This is a genomic window from uncultured Succiniclasticum sp. (assembly GCF_902793885.1).
GTDB lineage: Bacteria > Bacillota > Negativicutes > Acidaminococcales > Acidaminococcaceae > Succiniclasticum.
In genome coordinates this window covers 1-19,179 of the sequence record NZ_CADBFF010000034.1, presented here as the reverse complement: position 1 = coordinate 19,179, position 19,179 = coordinate 1, and the positions used below count along the sequence as shown (strand labels likewise).

Sequence of the window (19,179 nt, the reverse complement as noted above, 5' to 3'; positions counted from 1 at the left end):
AACCTGTATAAGGAAGCCGGCTGCCTGGACCGTCTGAGCGACACTGCCCAGAACGCACTGATGAACATCGTAACGATTTTCCTGTCCGTTGGTACCGGTCTGACCATGGAAGCGGATAAGTTCCTGAAATACCAGACCATCCTGATCATCTGCTTAGGTCTGGTTGCTTTCGCCGCCGGCACGGCCATGGGTTGTCTCTTTGGTCAGCTGATGAAGATCACGTCCGGCGGCAAAGTCAATCCGCTGATCGGTTCGGCCGGTGTATCCGCCGTTCCGATGGCTGCACGTGTGTCCCAGGTTGTTGGCCAGAAGGCAAATCCTTCCAACTTCCTGTTGATGCATGCCATGGGCCCCAACGTAGCAGGCGTTATCGGTACCGCAGTAGCAGCGGGCACCATGCTGGCTATGATCGGACCTGCAGGCAAATAATGGTTGCCGTGTAGTTTCTTCTTTTCTCCGGCTGCAGCAGCGGCCGGACCTCTTTCAATAATAACCATACTGTAGCGGGCGTGGTTATTATAAGGGCGACTGCGAAGGCTGTTTCGCTGTTGTCCTTTAACTTCACTCCTCCTCTTTTCCCAAGGACATGAGACACCCTTGCGGTAACACGGCTTTAGAGCTTCCGCCGTCAGTGAAGTTAAAAAAAGAACACCCTGTGCGTTTCCGGTACTCCGGAAAACGTGCAGGGTGTTTGACTTTAAGACACTGATTACATGAGTTTGTTCAATATCATGAAATGATTGATGAAGACGTCCCCGATTCTTTTATGGACACGCTGATTACATGAGTTTTGTGCAAGACCGAAGGTCAGCGTGCAGACGAATGAATCAACGTCTCCTCATCTTTAACGCGCCAGCCTGTGATGATGGGCAGCCTGTTTCTCCGCATACATCAGCTTGTCCGCTTCGTCGATCATCTGCTTGATCGTTGCCTCGTTGATTTTTTCCGCATAGGCGTACCCTACGGATATGCTGACATTTTCGCGCTCGCCCACTTCCCGGAAACGGTAGATCATCTGCTGCACCATTTCCGGTTTGCAGTCCTCCACCACCGCCGCGAATTCATCGCCGCCAATACGGAACGACTTGTCGCCAAAGCAGGACGTAATGCATTCTGCCGCCTTACGAATCAGTTTGTCCCCGGCAGAATGGCCCAGGGTATCGTTGGTCTCTTTCAGGAAGTTGATGTCAAACATGAGGATAGCAAGGGAATAACCGCTCTCCCCTGCGTCCAGCAGGTACTGTTCAAAGCGGTACCGGTTGGGGAGATTGGTCAGGGCGTCGGTCTCGGCGGCGGAACGCAAAATCGCGTCCAGGGCATCCCGACGCTTGCGCAGGCTGTTATAGGCCGAAGCCACCATTCTGACTTCCTGCAGCCCTTTTTCTTCATTCAACGGCTGATTGGCTGTAATCAGCTGTACAAACCCCATCAACGGATGGATCATTTGTTTATAAAGAGCTACAAAGGTGCCCACCAGAATTACCATAATCACCCCTGCGCCGCCCAACAGGATGAGCCGCAGGATAGCAATCTTTTTTCCGATTTCCGCAGCTTTTGCACCGGCGTTAGCCTTGATAATGTCCGAGCAGGCATTGGTGTTCTCCGATACAGCCCGCTTGTTCATGTTTGCTACGGCACCTAACGCGATAATCTTTGACTGGGCGAGCTTCTCCTCTTTCGGTAAAGCCTTTTCCGATTCGGTCAGTTCCGGCAGCGGAATCTGGTTCAGAGGATAAACTTTGGGCAGCGGATACACAGAATTGATCAACGCCAACGCATGCAACTGCGCGTCCTTTAACAGTTCCGCGTTTCCCGCCGCAGCCGTAAGACGTTGAATTGCATCCGGGCTCACGTCATAATTACGGAACCGTTCCAACACCTGGTTGCCACGACGCGGTCTCTGTATTTCAGTGGCAAAAGCCACCAGCGGAGCAACATTGATTTCGCCGTGTTCCGTCACCGGCATCAGGATAAAATTGGTCGATGTTTCCGACAACAGGCTGGCGCCTGCCAGAACAGACGTCGCCTCTTCGATTTGCTGCCCGGCAGTTTTCATGGTCTCGGAAAGTTCCGCACTGGTAGCGTTGATTTGCATGATCAGCCCGATGATTGCAACATGCAACAAAGCAAGTACGATAATGATAGGCCGCATGAGTGAATTGGCGGCAATGCCCCCAATCGTCTTCGTTCCTCCGGCAACTTGTTGTGGCTGGGTACTTTTCATGGCACTGTGTCTCCTGAATAAGTTTTCGTTGTTTCCTGTATACTAAACTGCCCGTACAGATCCGGTCGTTTCACTCTACAATGGCAGTCAGACGGTTCTAAGGAAATACTGGTTAATGTTTTTATGGGCTTCCTGTTTCTGCACGTACATCTGCTTATCCGCTTCGTCGATCATCTCCTGCAGCGGCGTGTCCCCGATTTCCTCGGTATAGGAATAGCCCAGCGAAACGCTGACCTTCTCTTTCCGTGCTGTTTCTTCAAAACGATCGATCATCTGCTGTATCGTTTCCCGTTCACAATCTTTGATTACAGCAACAAATTCATCCCCGCCAATGCGGAATGAATTCTCTCCGAAGCAGGACGAAATGCAATGCGCAACTTTTTGGATCAGCTGGTCCCCGGCAGAATGGCCCAGGGTATCATTAGTCTCTTTCAGGTAATTGATATCAAACATCAGGATGGCAAGGGAATACCCGCTGTCCCCTGCACCCAGTATATATTTCTCAAACCGGTACCGGTTGGGAAGATTGGTCAGCGAATCTGTTTCCGCTACAGAACGCAGCGCTTCACGGCGTTTTTCCAGATTGTTATAGGCCGAAGCCACCTGACGGACTTCCCGCATGCCTTCTTTATCGTCCAGAAACTGGTTGGATGCGATCAGCCGCACAAATCCCGTCAGCGGATTGATCATCTGTTTATACAGGATCATAAATGTTATGACCAGTATCACGGTAATCAGAATGGTGGCAATCCACAGTCCGGTTCGCAGGATGGCGACGCGTTTTCCTGCTGCTGCCGCCTGGGCACTGGCATCGTTTCGGATTTCCTGCACGCAGGCCGTAACATTCCGGGATACGGAAAACATATCCAGATCCTCATAGGAATCCAGCACAAGCCGTCTGGCTTTTTCCAGTTTGTCCGCATCGGACAGCGCCTGATCCGTATTTTGCAACGCAGGTAACGGCAACTGATTCAACGAAGCTGTACCGGGAAACGGATGCACGGCATTCACAAGAGCCAGGGCATGGAGCTGTATTTCTGTCATCCTGTCGGCGTCCCGGGCCGCGGCAGAAAGATACGACCGCGCCTTTTCACTGACTTCATAATCCCGGAACCGTTCCAGAACGTCACTGCCCCGCCGGTGTCTGCTCAGCGTGTTTGCATAAACCGTAAGCGGCGCCGCGTTGAACTCCCCTGTTTTCTTTACAGGCACAAGGACAAAGTTGGCCGCCGTCTGATTCAGGAGACTAACGCCTGCCAGCAGGGAATTCGCTTCCCCTATGTACACACCCACATTGGTCATTACAGTAGAAAGCCGGCTGGCTCCTGAATTGATCTGTAAAAACATGCCGATAATAGCAATATCCAATACAGCAAGTATTGCGATAATCGGGCGCATGAACGAATTCGCCGTGATCCCCCCGACCTTTTTCTGTGGCTGCGTGCTTTTCATCTTTCCTGTCTCCTGCGCTGTCAAGTTCAACGTGTTAAGCTGAATACGTGATTTACCGTTGCCTGAGGAGAGTTTATCAACTTATTAAAATAGACAATTAACCACTGTTATTTTATCAGATTTTGGCGAAAATAACAAGGACGCTTCTGCCGATTCACGCTCACGTAACTTTATGCTTTCGCCTTTGCCGCGGATACATAACTGCGTTTTGCAACCGGTATCGCATCCCATTTGATTTCATTAGCCGCAATTCTATGAGACAGACCCCAGGCCGCCGCAATTCCCGCCGCTTCCCCGATGCTCATACAGGTAGGCTGGATACGCATGGACGCCTGCAGGATAAAGCTGGCGCTGATACAGCGTCCCGTCACGATCAGGTTTTCGATTTCCTTCGTTACCAAAGAGCCGTAGGGAATTTCATAGAATCCGCCCTTGGGCAGCTTCTCCGAAACCTTCTCCCCGTGGGCGTCAATAAACCACGCCGTACGGCAGACCGCATCCGAAAAACGACTCTGGTCATGGTAGTCATCTTCCACCAGATAATGCCTGCCGCGAATCCGCCAGGATTCCCTGGCCCCCAGCATAGCCGCCTCACGGCTGATGAACGCTTTTTCAAAACCGGGCAGATGATGGATCAGGCAATCGGCGATATGGTGCATCATTTTCCGTCCGTAGGTCACCGCCTTGCTGTAGGAAACCGGGTCAGTCGCCGAAAACTTCACCGGGATTTCGGGACAGTTCATGCTCATCACGCCATTTTTACCGATAATGGTATAGGCCTGCATATACTCCGCTTCTTCCTGTGTGATTTCACCGCTTTCCACGCCTTTCGCCATGAATTCTTCCAACTTGTACCGCTGCTTGCGGTGCATGGCTTCGGCGATCTCAAAATAGGGAGGCTTGGATTTGCACCAGTCCTCCTGCAATTCCACTGCCACATGCTGATAAAGCCTGTCTATATCAATGCCTCCCATTTCAAAGCGGAAAGACAGCGGCTGGTTGTTTCCTGTCTTTTCATAACCCCGTTCAAAGGGTACGCCGGCCGCCCGGGAGAGAAACGCATCCCCTGTGCTGTCAATAAATGTTCTGGCGCGGATCGCAGCCAGTCCCGCAATGGTCTGGACAATGCAGGCCTCAATGACGTGACCGGAACGCACCGTATCTACCAGCACCGTCTGGTATAGGATTTCCACCCCCGCCTCTTCGCACATCTCATCATAAATCAAGGCCAGGGTTTCCGGGTTGTGCCAGGTCTGCTGCGTCACGCCGTCAAAAGGTTCAATGCCGTGCTTCCGCAGCCGATTCTTCACCTCCGCTACATACGGCGTGTCACTGTCCGGCGCATGGGTATCCATAAAGGGATAAACGCAGCCCAGCACTGCCAGACCGCCCAACGCCACGCCCCGCTCAATGAGCAGCGTTTTGGCTCCATTCCGGGCAGCCATAATCGCAGCAGCCGTCCCCGAAGGTCCGCCGCCTGCTACGCACACATCTACAGAATACAGCACCGGGATTTCCTTACCTGCATACTTTATCGTACCGTGTCCCCCGCCTGCCGGCGCAGCCAAAACGGTTTCCGGCATGCCTACGGTATTCACGGCCAATACGCCGGCTGCAGCCAGTCCTGTCATCTTCATGAAATCGCGACGGGAAATGGGAATGGAGAACATTTTTTCCATATACGTTTTCCTCCTGATTCAGTCTCAATGCGATGCAATACAATCTTCATACTTATATTATACTGTATTTTTACTTCCTCGTTCAATCCCTAATTTTCCAAAAAAACTCCCGGCGCCAGCGCATCGCGCAAGGTACCGGGAGTTTGAATCCTATAGATTATTAAATTTGAATTGTCCGCGTTTTTTACTTATCCAGGTCTACGATTTCGTACAGGTCGTTTCCCATGCCCATCTCTTTCATGTAGGTAAGCTGCCGCAGACCGTGACGGCTTTCCATCCGTTCGATCAGGTCGTGGCCTTTGCCGTCGTGGAGGGCGTAAACCATATCCACGGAAGCCTGATCCAATGCCAGAATATCCTTGGAAGCCAGGATACCGATATCCGGCGTGGTTACCGGCGCAGCCGCAGTCCCTTCGCAGTCGCAGGACACAGACATGTTCCGCAGCACGTTGATAAAGGTAATGTGTTTCCCGAAATGGTCAACCGTCGCCTTGGTGGATTCCACCATGCGTTCCATAAATTCTTCCTTGGCAATGCCCCACTGAGAACCGGTGTCGCCGGTATGGATCATTTTTTTGCCGATGCGTCCGTCCGCCATACCGATAGCCAGATTTTTGTTGGAGCCGCCGAAACCGCCCATGGTATGTCCCTTAAAGTGGGTCAGGGTCACCAGGGAATCATACTTGGTGATGTGGCTGCCCATAGACATTTCCTTAAAATATTTACCGCCTTTTACCGGCAGCATCACCGTACCCTCTTCGTCCAGGATGTCCACCGGGCAGAAGGTCCAGCCGTTCACCTTCAGCGTCTCCCGATGTCCTTCCGTGGTGTAGCGGTCGCCGTTATAGTAGGTGTTGGTTTCCACAATCGTCGCGCCCGGAATATCCTTTTCAATCAGTTCCTTCACCCAGGGACGGGGAATAATATTGGGGCCGTTCTTTTCGCCGGTGTGCAGCTTGATGGCCACTTTGCCTGTGATATCCTGGTTCACCTTTTCATAAATTTTCTGCAGTCCTTTGGCGCTCAGGTCCCGGGTAAAATAAACCACAGATTTCGCACCGGTCCGCTTATCCATGGGAATGTATTTGGATCCGTCGGTGTGAACCTGGGCCGTTGCTGCCGGTTTGGCTTCCGCTTTCTTTTCCGGCGCCGTCTGCTGTTTGGCCGTAGCGCTGCCGCAGGCCGCAACCAGAGACGCAGTCAGTACGATGGGAAGGATTTTTTTCATAGATAGCTTCATAGTGTCCTCCTGGATTCTTCAATCATTCTCTCAATATAAGAATTTAAAATAATATAACTGCTTCGATTTATTCTACCCGTTAAAGTTCACTGGAAGTCAAGTAAAATTTCTGTGGAATTTACTAAGGAAACGCTGACTACTTTGTCTGCACGTGACTGGTGGATTTTGTGACTGACTTTATTGCACAGTCTTTCACTGCATGCGCGAAATGTCAGCGACAATCCCCTGCCAACCAGGATTTGAATCAAGGTACAGTCTTTCACTGTGTGCGCGACATGTCAGTCCGCTTGTCCGTTATTTCACCAGACCGTTCTCTTTCAGCCAGCGGTCAATGCCGCCGGTCATGTTTGCCAGAAGGCCGTCTTTCACCTGCGATTTCGGCAGCGTTTTCCGCAAATCCGCTACGCTTCCCTCAATACCGCTGCCGCCGCTGGTGGCAAACGGAAGGATCGTTTTACCGGACAGATCCTGTGCTTCCACAAAGGTTTTCACCGGCATGGGTTCAATATACCACCAGATAGGATACCCCAGCACGATTACATCATACTGCTTCAGGTCGGGCAGCGGGCCGGCCAGTTTCGGGCGGGCATCCTGTTCCACTTCCTGTTTGCCGACATCCGTCGTCGGTTTATATTCTTTCGGATAAGGTGTTTCCTTTTTGATTTCAAACAAATCGCCGCCGGTTTTGCTGTGGATCAGTTTCGCCACCTCGCGGGTATTGCCGCCCCAGCTGAAATACGCCACCAGCACTTTTTTTCCGGTTACACCGGTCGCTTTGCCGGTAACATTGGGCAGGCTGCCCCCGTTATCGGAGGCCGAGCGTGACATTTAGGCCAGCCCGATCAAAGAATCCGGCCCTTTGATGACAATAGCAGCCAACAAAACAATAACAATCAGTAACACAATTCGTTTCATAGTCAAATTACCTTTCATTTCCCATCAGGGAAGCTGGTGAATACATCCGTCTCCTGTTTTGGCAGGCCGTATTTTTCTTTGGCATCGGCAATGGCCTTCATCAGAAAAGCCATATTGCGGGCCAGGTTGCGCATGGTCTGCAAGCCTTCCAGATCTTTTTTCACATCCTCGGCCGTAAAACCGTGTACCTGGTTCCAGTACGTGCTGCCTACCACCTGCATGCCGGAAATCGTGAAATATTTATTCAGCACATCGAACGAAGCCGTGGCTCCGCTCCGCCGGCAGCTGACTACCGCCGCGCCTACCTTCATGTGTTTGGAGAAAGGCGTGCTGAAAAACAGCCTGTCCAAAAACGAGAGCAGCGTCCCGTTAGGAGAAGCGTAATACACCGGGCTCCCGATGATGATGCCGTCAGCCTCTTCAAACTTTTTGGCGGTTTCATTGACAATATCGTTAAACATACACTTGCCGTGAGTCCGGCAATAATTGCAGCTAATGCAGCCGCGGACAGCGGTCTTGCCCACATGGATCAGTTCGGTTTCCACGCCTTCCGCCTGCAGCGTCTTCATCACCTCGTCCAGCGCCGTTGCTGTACACTGGTTTGCCCTGGGACTTCCGTTGATTACTAATACTTTCATGGTGAAACCTCCTCTTGTCTGTCCATTTTGTTTACGGAAACGCGGATGAATCAGCGCCTCCTTTTTCTGTTTGCTGACGATCATCAGTCGCCACATTACTGATTTTATTATAGTATTTAAAAATGGATTGTACAATACAGTTTCTGCAATGTGCTAAAACCAAAACGCATAATACACAGCAATTATAAAATCTTTCACACGACTTTCTTCTATACAACCCTTCACACGACTTTCTTTTTCCACGCGCCGGAATGATAAAACAGCAGCCCCACCCACAGCGGCGTAAAGTTTGCCAGCGCATCCCCCAGCCAGAAGCCCATATATTTCATGTCCAGCACAATCCCGAATAATACCGACAGCCCCAGCCGCAGCACAATTCCGTCAAACACAGCTGTGATAAAATTCACGCGGGAGTTTCCGCTGCCGTTGATCAGCGCGTTGCTTCCGCTTCGTCCCGCGCAGCTGAAGAAAGCCAGGATCGCAATGGGAATATATTCGTAGCCGATCCGGATGACCGCCGGATCGTCCGTAAAAATACCGTAAACCTGTTCCGGGAAAAAATAGATGACGAGAGAAGCAACCGCAGCCACCGCAAGCATGATGCGGTACACCGCCACCACGATCTGCCGCACCCTATCGTACTGTGCCGCGCCGATGTTCTGTCCCACCATGGACGCCCCTGCCGTGTTCACGGAATTGGACATCATGTTGACAGACATGTTGATCTTGTTGGCCACACCGGCAAAAGCGGAAACCGCCACGCCGAAGGAATTGACCCAGGAGTTGACAAACATTTTGGAAAACTGTACCGCCGCGTTTTTAATCGCCATGGGTACGCCCAGCTTCAGCAGAGAGAGCAGCATCTCTTTCTCCGGGCGGAAAAACTGCCCAAAGGAAAGCGATAAATGATACCGCCCCCTGTTTTTGCAGATGAACCCGGCACACAGCAGGAAGCTGACGCCCTGGCTGAGAATGGTGGCCAGCGCCGCGCCTTTGGCGCCCGTGCCCAGCTGCATGACAAAAATGACATCCAGCACAATATTCAGCAGCGCCGCAAGGCTGATGAAATAAAACGGATGCTTCGCGTCGCCCATGCCCCGCAGAATCGCGCTCACCGCATTATAACCGTAAACAAAGACAATGCCTGCCATGGAAATGCCGGCATAGGACAAGGCCTCCGCGAACGCTTCGGGAGGCGTATGCATCAGTTCCATGATCTCACGGCGGAACAGCAGCCCTATCCCGGTAACGCAACAGGCGAAGCCAAACAACGCCGCGCTCATGGTGGCGACAAAACGGCTCAGCTTGTCATGCTGCTTTGCGCCGATGTACTGGGCGATCAGTACCTGCCCTGCGCTGGAAAAACCCATGGCGATAAACGTCATGCAGTTCATGATGTCCCCGCCTACCGAAATAGCGGAAAGCCCCACCTTTCCCAGCGTCTGCCCTACTATGATCATGTCCGCCATATTGTAGACGATCTGCAGCAGATGGGACAGGAACATCGGCATGGCAAAACTGACAAGCTGCCGGTTTACATTTCCCGTTGTAAAATCCGCAATCAGCGTATGCGGATGATGATGATGATGATTCATGTGATGCATAAACAGATACAGTACCTTTCACAGTTTCCGGTCAATCTCTCGAAAGCGTCAGTACCGTTGCCTGATTCGGCAATTGTATTTCATATCCGTTACAACGTCGTTGCCTGGTTCAACGTATTATTTTCACATCCGTTACCGATACGGACCGTTCTCACACTTTCTTTCCTAATTCCAGAGCCTGAACCGGGAATTCCGTGCCTTCGATTGCGCTGCGGTAACCGCAGCCGGTGGCATAAATCTGTCCCTGGTCCTGCCACTCCATGTATTGGCAAAGACGTGTATAATGCGCTTTTAACGCCGTCATCGTCCAGCTGTCGTTATTCCATGCAGTGGCCAGCAGGGCCGACTTCTTTTTATGGATGGAACCGGTACGGGAATAGAACCGGTCGATGACCGTTTTAAGCTGGGCGGAAAAGCCGAAATAGTACAGAGGCGTCACCAACACGATCATATCACATTCCACCAGCTTCTGAATCAGTTTTTCTTCAATGGCATCCTTCTGCACGCAGGGGCCGTTCATGCCGCAGGCATCACACCCCCGGCAGGGATGGATATCCTCAAAGGCTGCGTTGAAGCGGAATACGTCATGACCTTTGCTTTGTGCTCCTTCGATAAATTTATCTGCCAGCATGGCCGAGGTACCGGCCTTATGCGGACTGCCTGTAACCACAACGATTTTCATATTGCGTTTCCTCCTTATAAGCTCTTGCCGATCCGGAATGCCTGTTCCGGGAATTCGCTTCCTTCAATGGCAGAGAGGCTGCCGCAGCCATACCCCAGCACCCGTCCCACATCCTGCCATTCCATGTACCGCACCAGCGTATTATAATGCTCCTGCAAGGCGTTGAAGGTGATGTCCGAACTGTTCCAGGCGGTAGCCATCAGCATGGACTTCTTTTTATGGATGGAGGCGGTGCGGGAATAGAAGCGGTCGATGACCGTTTTGATCTGGGCGGAAAAGCCGTAATAATACAGCGGGGTCACCAGGGCAACCATATCGCAGTCCACCAGCTTCTGAATCAGTTTTGCCGAAATGGCGTCCTGAATGATACAGGGGCCGTTCATGCCGCAGGCATCGCAGCCCCGACAGGGGTTGATGTCTTCAAAAGCGGCATTAAAACGGAACACTTCATGCCCTGCCGCCTGCGCCCCTTCAATGAACTTATCCGCCAGCAGAGCCGAGGTGCCGGCCTTGTGGGGACTGCCGCACAGAACTACGATTTTCATCTTCTTTCCATTGGACACGCCGCCGGGTTTTGCTTCCGCGCTGCCAGTTGAAGCCGCCGCGCCGGCTTTCCTGTCCCCGCTGACCGCGTTGATGCCGCAGCCGCTGAGGAACAGGGTCAGCGCTCCTGCGCCGGTTACTTTCAGGAATTCTCTTCTGTCCATGTTTGTCACCCCTTCGTCTGTGTCTGAAGTTCATAGCGCAGGTAATCAATCCGTTCCAGCGCTTTCTCTTTGCCGTGAATCATATCCAGCGTCCTGCTGCGCAATTTATTCAGCATGATCAGGCAGGCTGCCGCGGAGTTTTCATTATCCTTACGCAGACGGAGATACGCCTCAATTTCCTCTTCCGCAAATCCGATATCCTGCAATGTCATCCGCATGCTCAGCTGTTCAATATCGTTTTCCGTAAACCGGTACGAATCCGCCTGCCTTTGCTTTTTATCTGTGCCTTTCGCTTCCGTTTTTTCCGTTGCGTAGCGTTGCAGCAGGGCAATCGGAATCTTATATTTTTCACTCACTTCCGCAATCGTCATGGAATGCCTCCCCTTTCAGGTTCCCTTATCCTATTTTTCCTGTTTATGAAAACGCTGATTAATCAGCGTCTCCTTATATCTTCCAGGTTCCGTTTATGATATTTCATCTGCTTTCATTTTACAAAACCCCTTCCGGAAAGTCCAATGCCGGTTTTTCATAAAAACCATGCTTTACAGGCATGACGAAACGTAAAAAACGCCGACGAAACGTCAGCGTTTTTTTAGAACTCATATTTAGAACTTATATGCACTTTTTAGATCATTATCAAGGAGACGGAATCGTGCGCCGATCATTACAGCATCGGAGCCGCAGCCCGGACATGTTCAATAAACTTTGTCACAGCCGGAGGAAACACCTGCTCTTTCCGCCAAACCAATACGCTGTTGTTTCCAATTTCCGGTGACAGCGGCCGCAGGCAGAGAGCATCCCCGGGAACTCCAAAATCATGGACCAGCCCTACGCCCACATGATTTTCTACCATGATGGAACAGTTGTTGTAGGAAAGGTTGACGGTCGTTACCACATGCATCCGGCGATAATACTCCCCGAACCAGTTATCCAGTTCGTTGCGCACGGAATGGCGCCGGGCAACGATCAACGGCACCCCTACCAGATCGGCAGGCGTTATCGTTTCCTTTTCTGCCAGCGGAGAGTCACGGCGCATCAGAACGCACCATTGTTCCCGCAGCGGCATACGCACAAAATTAAACCGGCTGATTTCCACCGGTTCCAGCAGCAGCCCGAAATCCAGCGTACCGTTCTCCAGTTTTTCCTTCACGTCGTCCGCATTGGCCGTGTAGATATGAAACACCACCTCCGGATAGTGTTGCCGGAAGGATGTCATCAGGCGGGACAGGCCTTCCATGTTCCGGGTTTCACCGCAGCCGATGCCAATGGTACCTGTCACCGTTTCCCTGTTCAGGATAATCTCCTGTTCCGCTTTTTCCGCCAGCTCCAGAATTTCCTGCGCCCGCCGCCGCAGCAGCCGGCCTTCTTCCGTGAGCGTAACGCTGACGCGGTTGCGCTGGAACAGGCGAACTCCCAGTTCCTCTTCCAGCTGCATCATCTGCCGGGACAGCGTCGGCTGGGTAATGTGCAGCTGTTCCGCCGCACGGGTGATGTTCTCTTCCCTTGCAATTGTAAGAAAATACTTCAGTACACGGATTTCCATAACATTTTCCGTTTCCCTAACTGTTTTCTTTCATGATTTCTTTAACGATTTTCTGAAGGAAACACTGATTCATCCGTCCGCACGCTGACCAGTGCTTTTTGTGACTGACTTCGTCAATTTCTCTCAACGCATCTACGCCTCTTTCGTTGTGCAGGCGTACGCTAAATTGATCCTGCTCTTAGTTTATTTTCCCAGCCCGTTATCCTTCAGCCAGCCGTCGAGGCCACCGGTGGAGTTGAGCAGGATACCGTCTTTCACCTTGGCATTGGGAAGGGTCTTCCGCAGATCCGATACGCTTCCTTCCACCCCGCTGCCGCCGCTGGTAGCAAAAGGAAGGATCGTTTTGCCGGACAGGTCCTTCGCTTCCACAAAGGTTTTCACAGCCATGGGTTCAATGTACCACCAGATGGGATAACCCAGCAGGATGACATCGTACTGTTTCATGTCAGGCAACGGACCGGCCAGTTTGGGACGAACGTTGTCTTCTTTTTCTTTTTTGCCGATATCAATGGTGGCATGGTAATCCGTAGGATACGGCTTTTCCGTTTTGATTTCAAACAAATCGCCGCCGGTCTTTTGCTGAATAGCCTGCGCTACCTTGCGGGTAGTGCCTCCCCAGGAAAAATACGCTACCAGCACTTTTCCGTTTGCCGGCGCCGGAGCTGCTTCGGCCTTTTTGGTTACTGGCGCCGGTTTCGCGTCGCTCTTGGGCGCCTCCACTTTTTTCTCCCCGCCGCATCCCGTAAAAGGAATGCACAGGCAAAGCGCTAACAGTGTAAATATAATTCGTTTCAGCATAATTGTATCCTCCTTACCTTTCGCATTACGAACATTTCAAAACGTGCGATTCCATATCAATTCCATATATTTATAATAATCATTAAAGTTGACTGTAAGTCAAGCAAAATTTTCGTACAAGCGGCAAAACGTTTTCCGGATTTATGCTATAAAACCGAAATCGATTTTTCGCATTCAATATTATTTCATATACCGGTTGGCGAAATCGGCAATTTCCTTCAGCGAATCAATGCTGTCCTGCATTTCGGGAAGCAGCAGTGCAAAGTCGTGGGACATGCCTGGATAGACCGTCAACGTAACGGTGGTTCCGTCTGCCGCAGCCTTCTCCGCCAGCCGCACACTTTCCGTCAGGAAGAGTTCGTTGCCGCCTGCCTGAATCAGCATCGGGGGCAGACCGGACAGGTCGGCATATATGGGCGAAAGCCGGGGATCCTTGCGGCTCAGCTTTCCTTTGTACTTCGCATCCTTGACCGGAATGTTCAGCGGCGTCCCTTTTCCTAAAATGACATCCTTTTCATCGTTATAATACCGGGAGGTTCCCTTTTTATGTTCAAAGGTCGTCCAGGGGGAAGCCAGTGCGATGACGCCGGGCTGAGGCAGCTTGTTTTCCTTTAAATACAGCGAAAGTTCTACAGCCAGGTTCCCTCCGGCGGAGTCACCGGTCAGAATAATGTTTTCCCCTTTAATGCCACGGTTCAGCAGCTCTTTGTAAACAGCCACCGCGTCTTCCAGTGCCGCAGGATACACATGAGCGGGCGCCAGGCGGTAATTGACAAAGTAAACTTCTCCCGCGTCCGCCAGGGTAGCCTGCCGCAATCCCAGAATGCGGTGATTGTTGCTCATGCCGCCTACATAACCGCCGCCGTGCATCTGCAGCAACACCCGGTCGCTCTTTTTCTGATCCGCCGTCATCCGTTCCAGGGTAATGCCGTTAACCGTAACGGTTTCCATCTTCCATCCGGCCGGCGCTTCGAAGGGAGCCGGAGCCTTCATGGTACGGATATTCTGGAAATACGTTTTCATATAATCCGCAGCGTACTTTTCTTTCGCCTTTCCCTGCAGCACGATTCCGTTAGAAGGAATCGTCAGCGGCTGCGGCTCCGCCCACAGAGGAGATGCGTTGACAAATAATCCGATACTAAAGACTGCCGTTGCCAGCATTGCTTTTACTTTCAGGCTCATAGATGTATTTCCTCGCTTTCTTTGTATTGTATCCGCATACATGCGTTTTTAAAATAAAAACAGGAGCAGGATCGTCGTCCTGCTCCTATTGTAAAAAAAACATCTTGAAATGTCTAATACTGCTTTTTTATGCCAAGCGATACTTTTCAGGCATGGATACTCCCTCTCCTTTGGATGCGATCAATCTATGATACATACGACGGTAGGAAGGGATGAGAATCGCCAGCGATACAAGGAAACTGACGTTATAGGCGTTATAGATGACCGCCATATCATACCAGTGTGGCAGCAACGCTTCGCACCACAACACACGGAACAGGGCGTAAGCAAACAGCGCGGAAAACATGGGGATGCCCGTCTCGCCTAACCCTTTGAGCCCGCCGATGTACACCTGGTTCAGGGAATAGAGGAAATAGAACGGGAACGTCCAGTATACGGCGGCAAGGGCGTTTGCGAGGGTCGCCGGGTCTCCGGTGAAAAACGAAACTAACGGTTCGGCGATCAGAATAAGGCCGGCACAGACAGCCATGGTACCGTAAATCGCCGTGCGCCGGCTGATGCGCATGGCTTCCTCCACGCGGTCAAGCCGTCCTGAACCAAGATTCTGTCCGATAAAACCCGTCAGCGCCATTCCATAGGCAAAGGCCGGATAATACAGGAAGCCCTCGATTTTCGCGTAGACCACCATGCCCGCCATGGCCGCGGGACCAAAGCCGTCAATACTAATCTGGATCAGAAGGGAGGAAATGCTCATAAACGCGGCCTGCATGCCCGACGGAATGCCGAGACGCAGCAGTCTGAACAGTTCGGACATAGGCAGAAGTTTTGTGCCGGCAGTCAGGCAGAAACGTTCGTCAAGACGCGTAAGCCGCCAGACCATGGCAAGCCCCAGCACCCACTGCGCCGACACCGTAGCCCAGGCAACGCCTTCCAGACCGCAGTGCATTCCCACCGCCAGTACAAGATCAAGAACCACATTCAAAACAGCCGAGCCCGCCAGAAAATAGAGCGGTGTTTTCGTATTGCCAAGGGCACGCAAAACGCCGTTGGCAACATTATATACGAGTTGCGGAATCAGACCGAGAAAACAGATTTGGGCATACAGAAGCGCATCCCCCATCGCTTCAGCCGGACAGGAGAGCCACAACAAGTAACGTTTGCCCAGCAGTTCCCCCATCAGCGTCAGAAAAATGCCTGCAGCCGTTGCAATCGCCACCGAGGTAGCAATGGCCTGGCGCAGTTTGTCGTACTGCCGCGCGCCAAAGAGCCGCGAGACAGCGGACGTGACGCCGACGCCAAAACCGATAAAGAAATTGATATGTACCGCCAACACCAGCCCGGCAACACCCACCGCCGCCAGACCGAAAGCGCCGCCGAACCGTCCCACCACGGCACAGTCCGCAATATTATAAAACTGCAGCAGAAGCTGCATAAGTAACAACGGCGCGGCATACGCCAGCAGTTTCCGGTGAATAGGACCTACGTCCATGCGCACCTCACCCGTGACCGCTTCTTCCGGCGACCCGGATGAATTTCCGTCTTTTATTGAGATTGATTCCTGTTTCGATTTACTGCAAGAAAAAATTTTCATGAAAAAAACGCCTTCCCTGCTATCTTCTTGTTGTAAAAAAGTATAGCAAATAAGACGTGTTTTCGATATGACTTAATTTTTATGATTAGTTATAACAAATTCTTATGGGTCCGCTGCATATTTTCTCTGTGCGCCAGACAACTTACAAACAAATTAAGAAGCGGCTCTTCCTCTCCGTATTTCATTTTGCCCCCACCGCATCCGACTGTAAGGTGTGCCGCAAAAATTCCAGAAAGTCAGCCGTGTCCGCACTCAACGGAGTGCCTTTGCGCGAAATATAACCGAACGCAATGCGCCCCTGCATGCCCTCCACGGGGATGCGGCGGAAATCATACTGGCGAAAAGTATCTCTGAGCCAATAGCTTCCCAAATTGCAAAGCTCTGTTTTTTCGAGCATACGGATCATCATGTGGTCGCTGTTTGTCCGCACCACGCGGCGGATGGCCAGCGTCTGCTTACTGAACGCAGGCGATCCTGTCAAAAGGTCTTCCACCGTGAAAAAATCATCCTCCAATTGAATAAAAGAAAGCGATGCCAACTCCGCCGGAGTAACGGAAGAACGATTGGCCAGCGGATGATCTTTTCCTACATAAAGCACAAGATCCGTATCAAGAAGCGGTGTAAAGGCGAGCTGGCGCCGGTCAATCAGATAACGGAGCGCGGAACGTTTTGTATCCGGTACGAAAAGGAAACCCAGATCATACTCGTTGGCCGAAAGAAGCGCAATCATCTTTTCAATGCCGCATTCCGTAAATTGCAAATAAAGACCCGGCGTCGTTTTATCGCCATGGGTGCGCTCGTTGTAAAACGCCGTCAGCATGACCGCCATGTTGCTGCTGTTGTTTGTCAGAACACGCAGCGAATGCTCCCGCTGTTCGCAGCCCACAGAACGAAACAGTTCGGCGTTTCGCAGTGTGTCCTGGGCATACCCGTAAACCCGGGCCCCCGCCTCCGTCAGCTCCACGCCGTTAGACCGGCGCAGAAACAGGCGCGTCCCCAGTTCCTTTTCCAGTTCGCGAATAACCATACTGACATGGGGCTGCGTCGTATAAAGTTCCTCCGCCGCCGTTGTCAGCGACCCGCAACGCGCACAGGTAACAAAATACAAAAGCTGGCGCAGTTCCATAATGAATTCCTCACTTTTACCAAACCAACCCGGTTATCCTAACATCTGCCTTCGCCAGAAACGACTTTGCCGTCATCCCTACAACCTCCGCAGTCCGCAAATCTGCCTTCACTAGAAACGACTTGTCGTCATCCCTACAGTCTCCGCCCTCCGCAAGTCTGCTTCCAACCAAAACGACTTGCCGTCATCAGGACTGTCTGTGGCGTCTGTCAATCCCGGCCTGCTTATAATACCGTTCCTTTTCGGCATACATGTCCGCGTCGGCCCTGTGCTCCAGATCTTCTACCGTAGCGCCCGGATGGTCGCTGGCCGCTGCATAGCCTACAGACATGGTCATCCCTTCCGTAAACATGCCGTGCCAGTTGCCTGCCCTGCGCCCAATCTCCTGCCGAATCTTTTCCGGTTCTTTTGTATAAACAATGGCCATAAACTCATCGCCGCCGGTCCGATAGGCTTTCCCCGACTGCCCCACGGATAAGAGAAGGCAGTCCGCAGCGCCTTTGATCAGTTCGTCTCCTGCCATATGTCCCTTGGCATCGTTGACCGCTTTTAATCCGTTTAAGTCAACCGAAAACATCACAAACCCGGGTTCCGGCAGTCTATTCCGGTATTCGGCCAGATCGTCATCATAGCACCTGCGGTTATAGAGCCGGGTCATTTCATCCGTCATGGAAAGCCGGATCAAATGCTCCTCGCGCCTTTTTTCGTTTTCCACGTTTCGGGTCGTGTAAATCACAACATTCGGCAAGCCATCCGGCGCAGCGTCAACGGTAATGTACTGAGCCCTGAACCAGCCTGCCACCACATCGATAAAGTCACCGCTGATAATCTTTTTGTGCCGGAGCCGCTCCCGTACCGTCGTTATGTTCGTAAATGTCAGGAAATTATCCAAATGGCTGGGCATCACAGTATTTTTCAGCCGCTGGTTCATCAGCGTATGTGTCTGCGCCTTCATGTCGATCCCGTGTTTCTTCTGCTCCGCATCCCGCAAGGACATCTCCGTATTATCCACAAAGCTGATCAGATTCACATTGTCGAAGATTTCCACCATGGACTCCAGGACTTCCATTTTTTCATGTACTTCCTGCTTCTGCTCTTTGATCACTTCATTTTTCCGGAAGGTATCCTTAAAATAATTCACGACCAGCTTTACAATCATATAGCCGGAAACAGCCATCACCAGCGTTTCGATGGTAAAGCCCCCCATTACATCCAAAAAATAAGAGAGCGGATTCTCATAACGGGATCCCCGGCCGAAATAGTAAGGCGCTGTCATCCATGTCGTCTCAAGCATCAGTATATAGTTCAGACACAGCGTATAGAAATACAGCAGCCGGTCACAAAACAGAATGCTCAGGAGAGGCACAAGGAACCACGTCAGATGGATGCTTACATGGCAATACGCCATATAAACGATCAGGATATCCAGCGCGGTAAGCGCGAACACGCTCGTAAACAGCGAATTGGGAAACTTCTTCACTGCCGCCAGATGTATGGCGGACATCACGGCAATCAGCAAGGAAATCATACAACAACTGCGAAACGTTATATCCGGAAAAATGCCGGCATCCACGCCTACTGCGATCGCCGGCCCTGCCAGTGTAAAAAGCCAGAGGATCCGGTTCAGGTACTGGTTCACCTTGATTCGATTGTTTGTCATAAAACTCTGATAGTCCTGGGAAATTACGGGGTTCATTTTTGGATTTTCCGCACCCGGTTGAGCCACCTGTCCGGTAGTTGAGAGCCACTGTTCCGGATTTTTTAGAGCCAGTGTTCCGGGAAACGAGAGCCACTTCAT

17 protein-coding genes are annotated in these 19,179 nt (G+C 51.6%); 1 reads left to right on the top strand and 16 read right to left on the bottom strand.

The window, feature by feature from the left end; all coding sequences use genetic code 11:
• Positions 1-429, top strand: a 429-nt coding sequence (locus QZV31_RS12075) for a sodium ion-translocating decarboxylase subunit beta (RefSeq protein WP_295361009.1), incomplete at its 5' end; no start/stop codon positions are given.
• 415 nt (positions 430-844) lie between these two features.
• Here QZV31_RS12075 and QZV31_RS12070 read toward each other — a convergent pair.
• The 16 genes from QZV31_RS12070 to QZV31_RS11995 form a co-directional block, all read right to left on the bottom strand.
• Positions 845-2,224 carry a GGDEF domain-containing protein gene (locus QZV31_RS12070; protein WP_295361006.1) on the bottom strand — a complete coding sequence of 460 codons (1,380 nt, stop codon included), beginning with the start codon at positions 2,222-2,224 and terminating at the stop codon, positions 845-847.
• Positions 2,225-2,311: 87 nt separating this feature from the next.
• Complete coding sequence (locus tag QZV31_RS12065; RefSeq protein ID WP_295361004.1) at positions 2,312-3,676, bottom strand: GGDEF domain-containing protein; 1,365 nt, start codon at positions 3,674-3,676, stop codon at positions 2,312-2,314.
• Positions 3,677-3,846: 170 nt separating this feature from the next.
• On the bottom strand, positions 3,847-5,355 hold the full coding sequence (locus QZV31_RS12060; protein ID WP_295361001.1) for an FAD-dependent oxidoreductase: 1,509 nt from the start codon (positions 5,353-5,355) through the stop codon (positions 3,847-3,849).
• Between the two features lie 184 nt (positions 5,356-5,539).
• Positions 5,540-6,430, bottom strand: a complete 891-nt coding sequence (locus QZV31_RS12055; RefSeq protein WP_366508729.1) for a DUF362 domain-containing protein — start codon at positions 6,428-6,430, stop codon at positions 5,540-5,542.
• Positions 6,431-6,889: 459 nt separating this feature from the next.
• Positions 6,890-7,423, bottom strand: coding sequence for a flavodoxin (locus QZV31_RS12050; protein WP_295360996.1), 534 nt, complete (start codon positions 7,421-7,423; stop codon positions 6,890-6,892).
• A 101-nt stretch (positions 7,424-7,524) separates the two neighbouring features.
• Entirely contained in the window at positions 7,525-8,148 is a 624-nt protein-coding gene (locus QZV31_RS12045) for a flavodoxin family protein (protein ID WP_295360993.1), read from the bottom strand.
• Positions 8,149-8,369: 221 nt separating this feature from the next.
• Positions 8,370-9,752 carry an MATE family efflux transporter gene (locus QZV31_RS12040; protein WP_295360990.1) on the bottom strand — a complete coding sequence of 461 codons (1,383 nt, stop codon included), beginning with the start codon at positions 9,750-9,752 and terminating at the stop codon, positions 8,370-8,372.
• Between the two features lie 151 nt (positions 9,753-9,903).
• Entirely contained in the window at positions 9,904-10,434 is a 531-nt protein-coding gene (locus QZV31_RS12035) for a flavodoxin family protein (RefSeq protein WP_295360987.1), read from the bottom strand.
• Between the two features lie 14 nt (positions 10,435-10,448).
• The gene (locus tag QZV31_RS12030; protein ID WP_295360984.1) at positions 10,449-11,141 is read right to left on the bottom strand and encodes a flavodoxin family protein; all 693 of its coding nucleotides are present in this window, start codon (positions 11,139-11,141) and stop codon (positions 10,449-10,451) included.
• 5 nt (positions 11,142-11,146) lie between these two features.
• Positions 11,147-11,512 (bottom strand): MerR family transcriptional regulator, encoded by a 366-nt coding sequence (locus QZV31_RS12025; protein ID WP_295360981.1) that lies wholly within the window; start codon positions 11,510-11,512, stop codon positions 11,147-11,149.
• A 293-nt stretch (positions 11,513-11,805) separates the two neighbouring features.
• On the bottom strand, positions 11,806-12,684 hold the full coding sequence (locus tag QZV31_RS12020) for a LysR family transcriptional regulator (protein WP_295360978.1): 879 nt from the start codon (positions 12,682-12,684) through the stop codon (positions 11,806-11,808).
• A 183-nt stretch (positions 12,685-12,867) separates the two neighbouring features.
• Positions 12,868-13,482, bottom strand: coding sequence for a flavodoxin (locus tag QZV31_RS12015; RefSeq protein ID WP_295360976.1), 615 nt, complete (start codon positions 13,480-13,482; stop codon positions 12,868-12,870).
• Between the two features lie 180 nt (positions 13,483-13,662).
• On the bottom strand, positions 13,663-14,664 hold the full coding sequence (locus QZV31_RS12010; protein ID WP_295360973.1) for an alpha/beta hydrolase: 1,002 nt from the start codon (positions 14,662-14,664) through the stop codon (positions 13,663-13,665).
• Between the two features lie 127 nt (positions 14,665-14,791).
• The gene (locus QZV31_RS12005) at positions 14,792-16,255 is read right to left on the bottom strand and encodes an MATE family efflux transporter (RefSeq protein ID WP_295360970.1); all 1,464 of its coding nucleotides are present in this window, start codon (positions 16,253-16,255) and stop codon (positions 14,792-14,794) included.
• A gap of 181 nt (positions 16,256-16,436) precedes the next feature.
• On the bottom strand, positions 16,437-17,381 hold the full coding sequence (locus QZV31_RS12000; RefSeq protein ID WP_295360967.1) for a LysR family transcriptional regulator: 945 nt from the start codon (positions 17,379-17,381) through the stop codon (positions 16,437-16,439).
• 187 nt (positions 17,382-17,568) lie between these two features.
• Positions 17,569-19,179 (bottom strand): GGDEF domain-containing protein (locus QZV31_RS11995; RefSeq protein ID WP_295360964.1); only part of this gene is annotated, 1,611 nt, incomplete at its 5' end.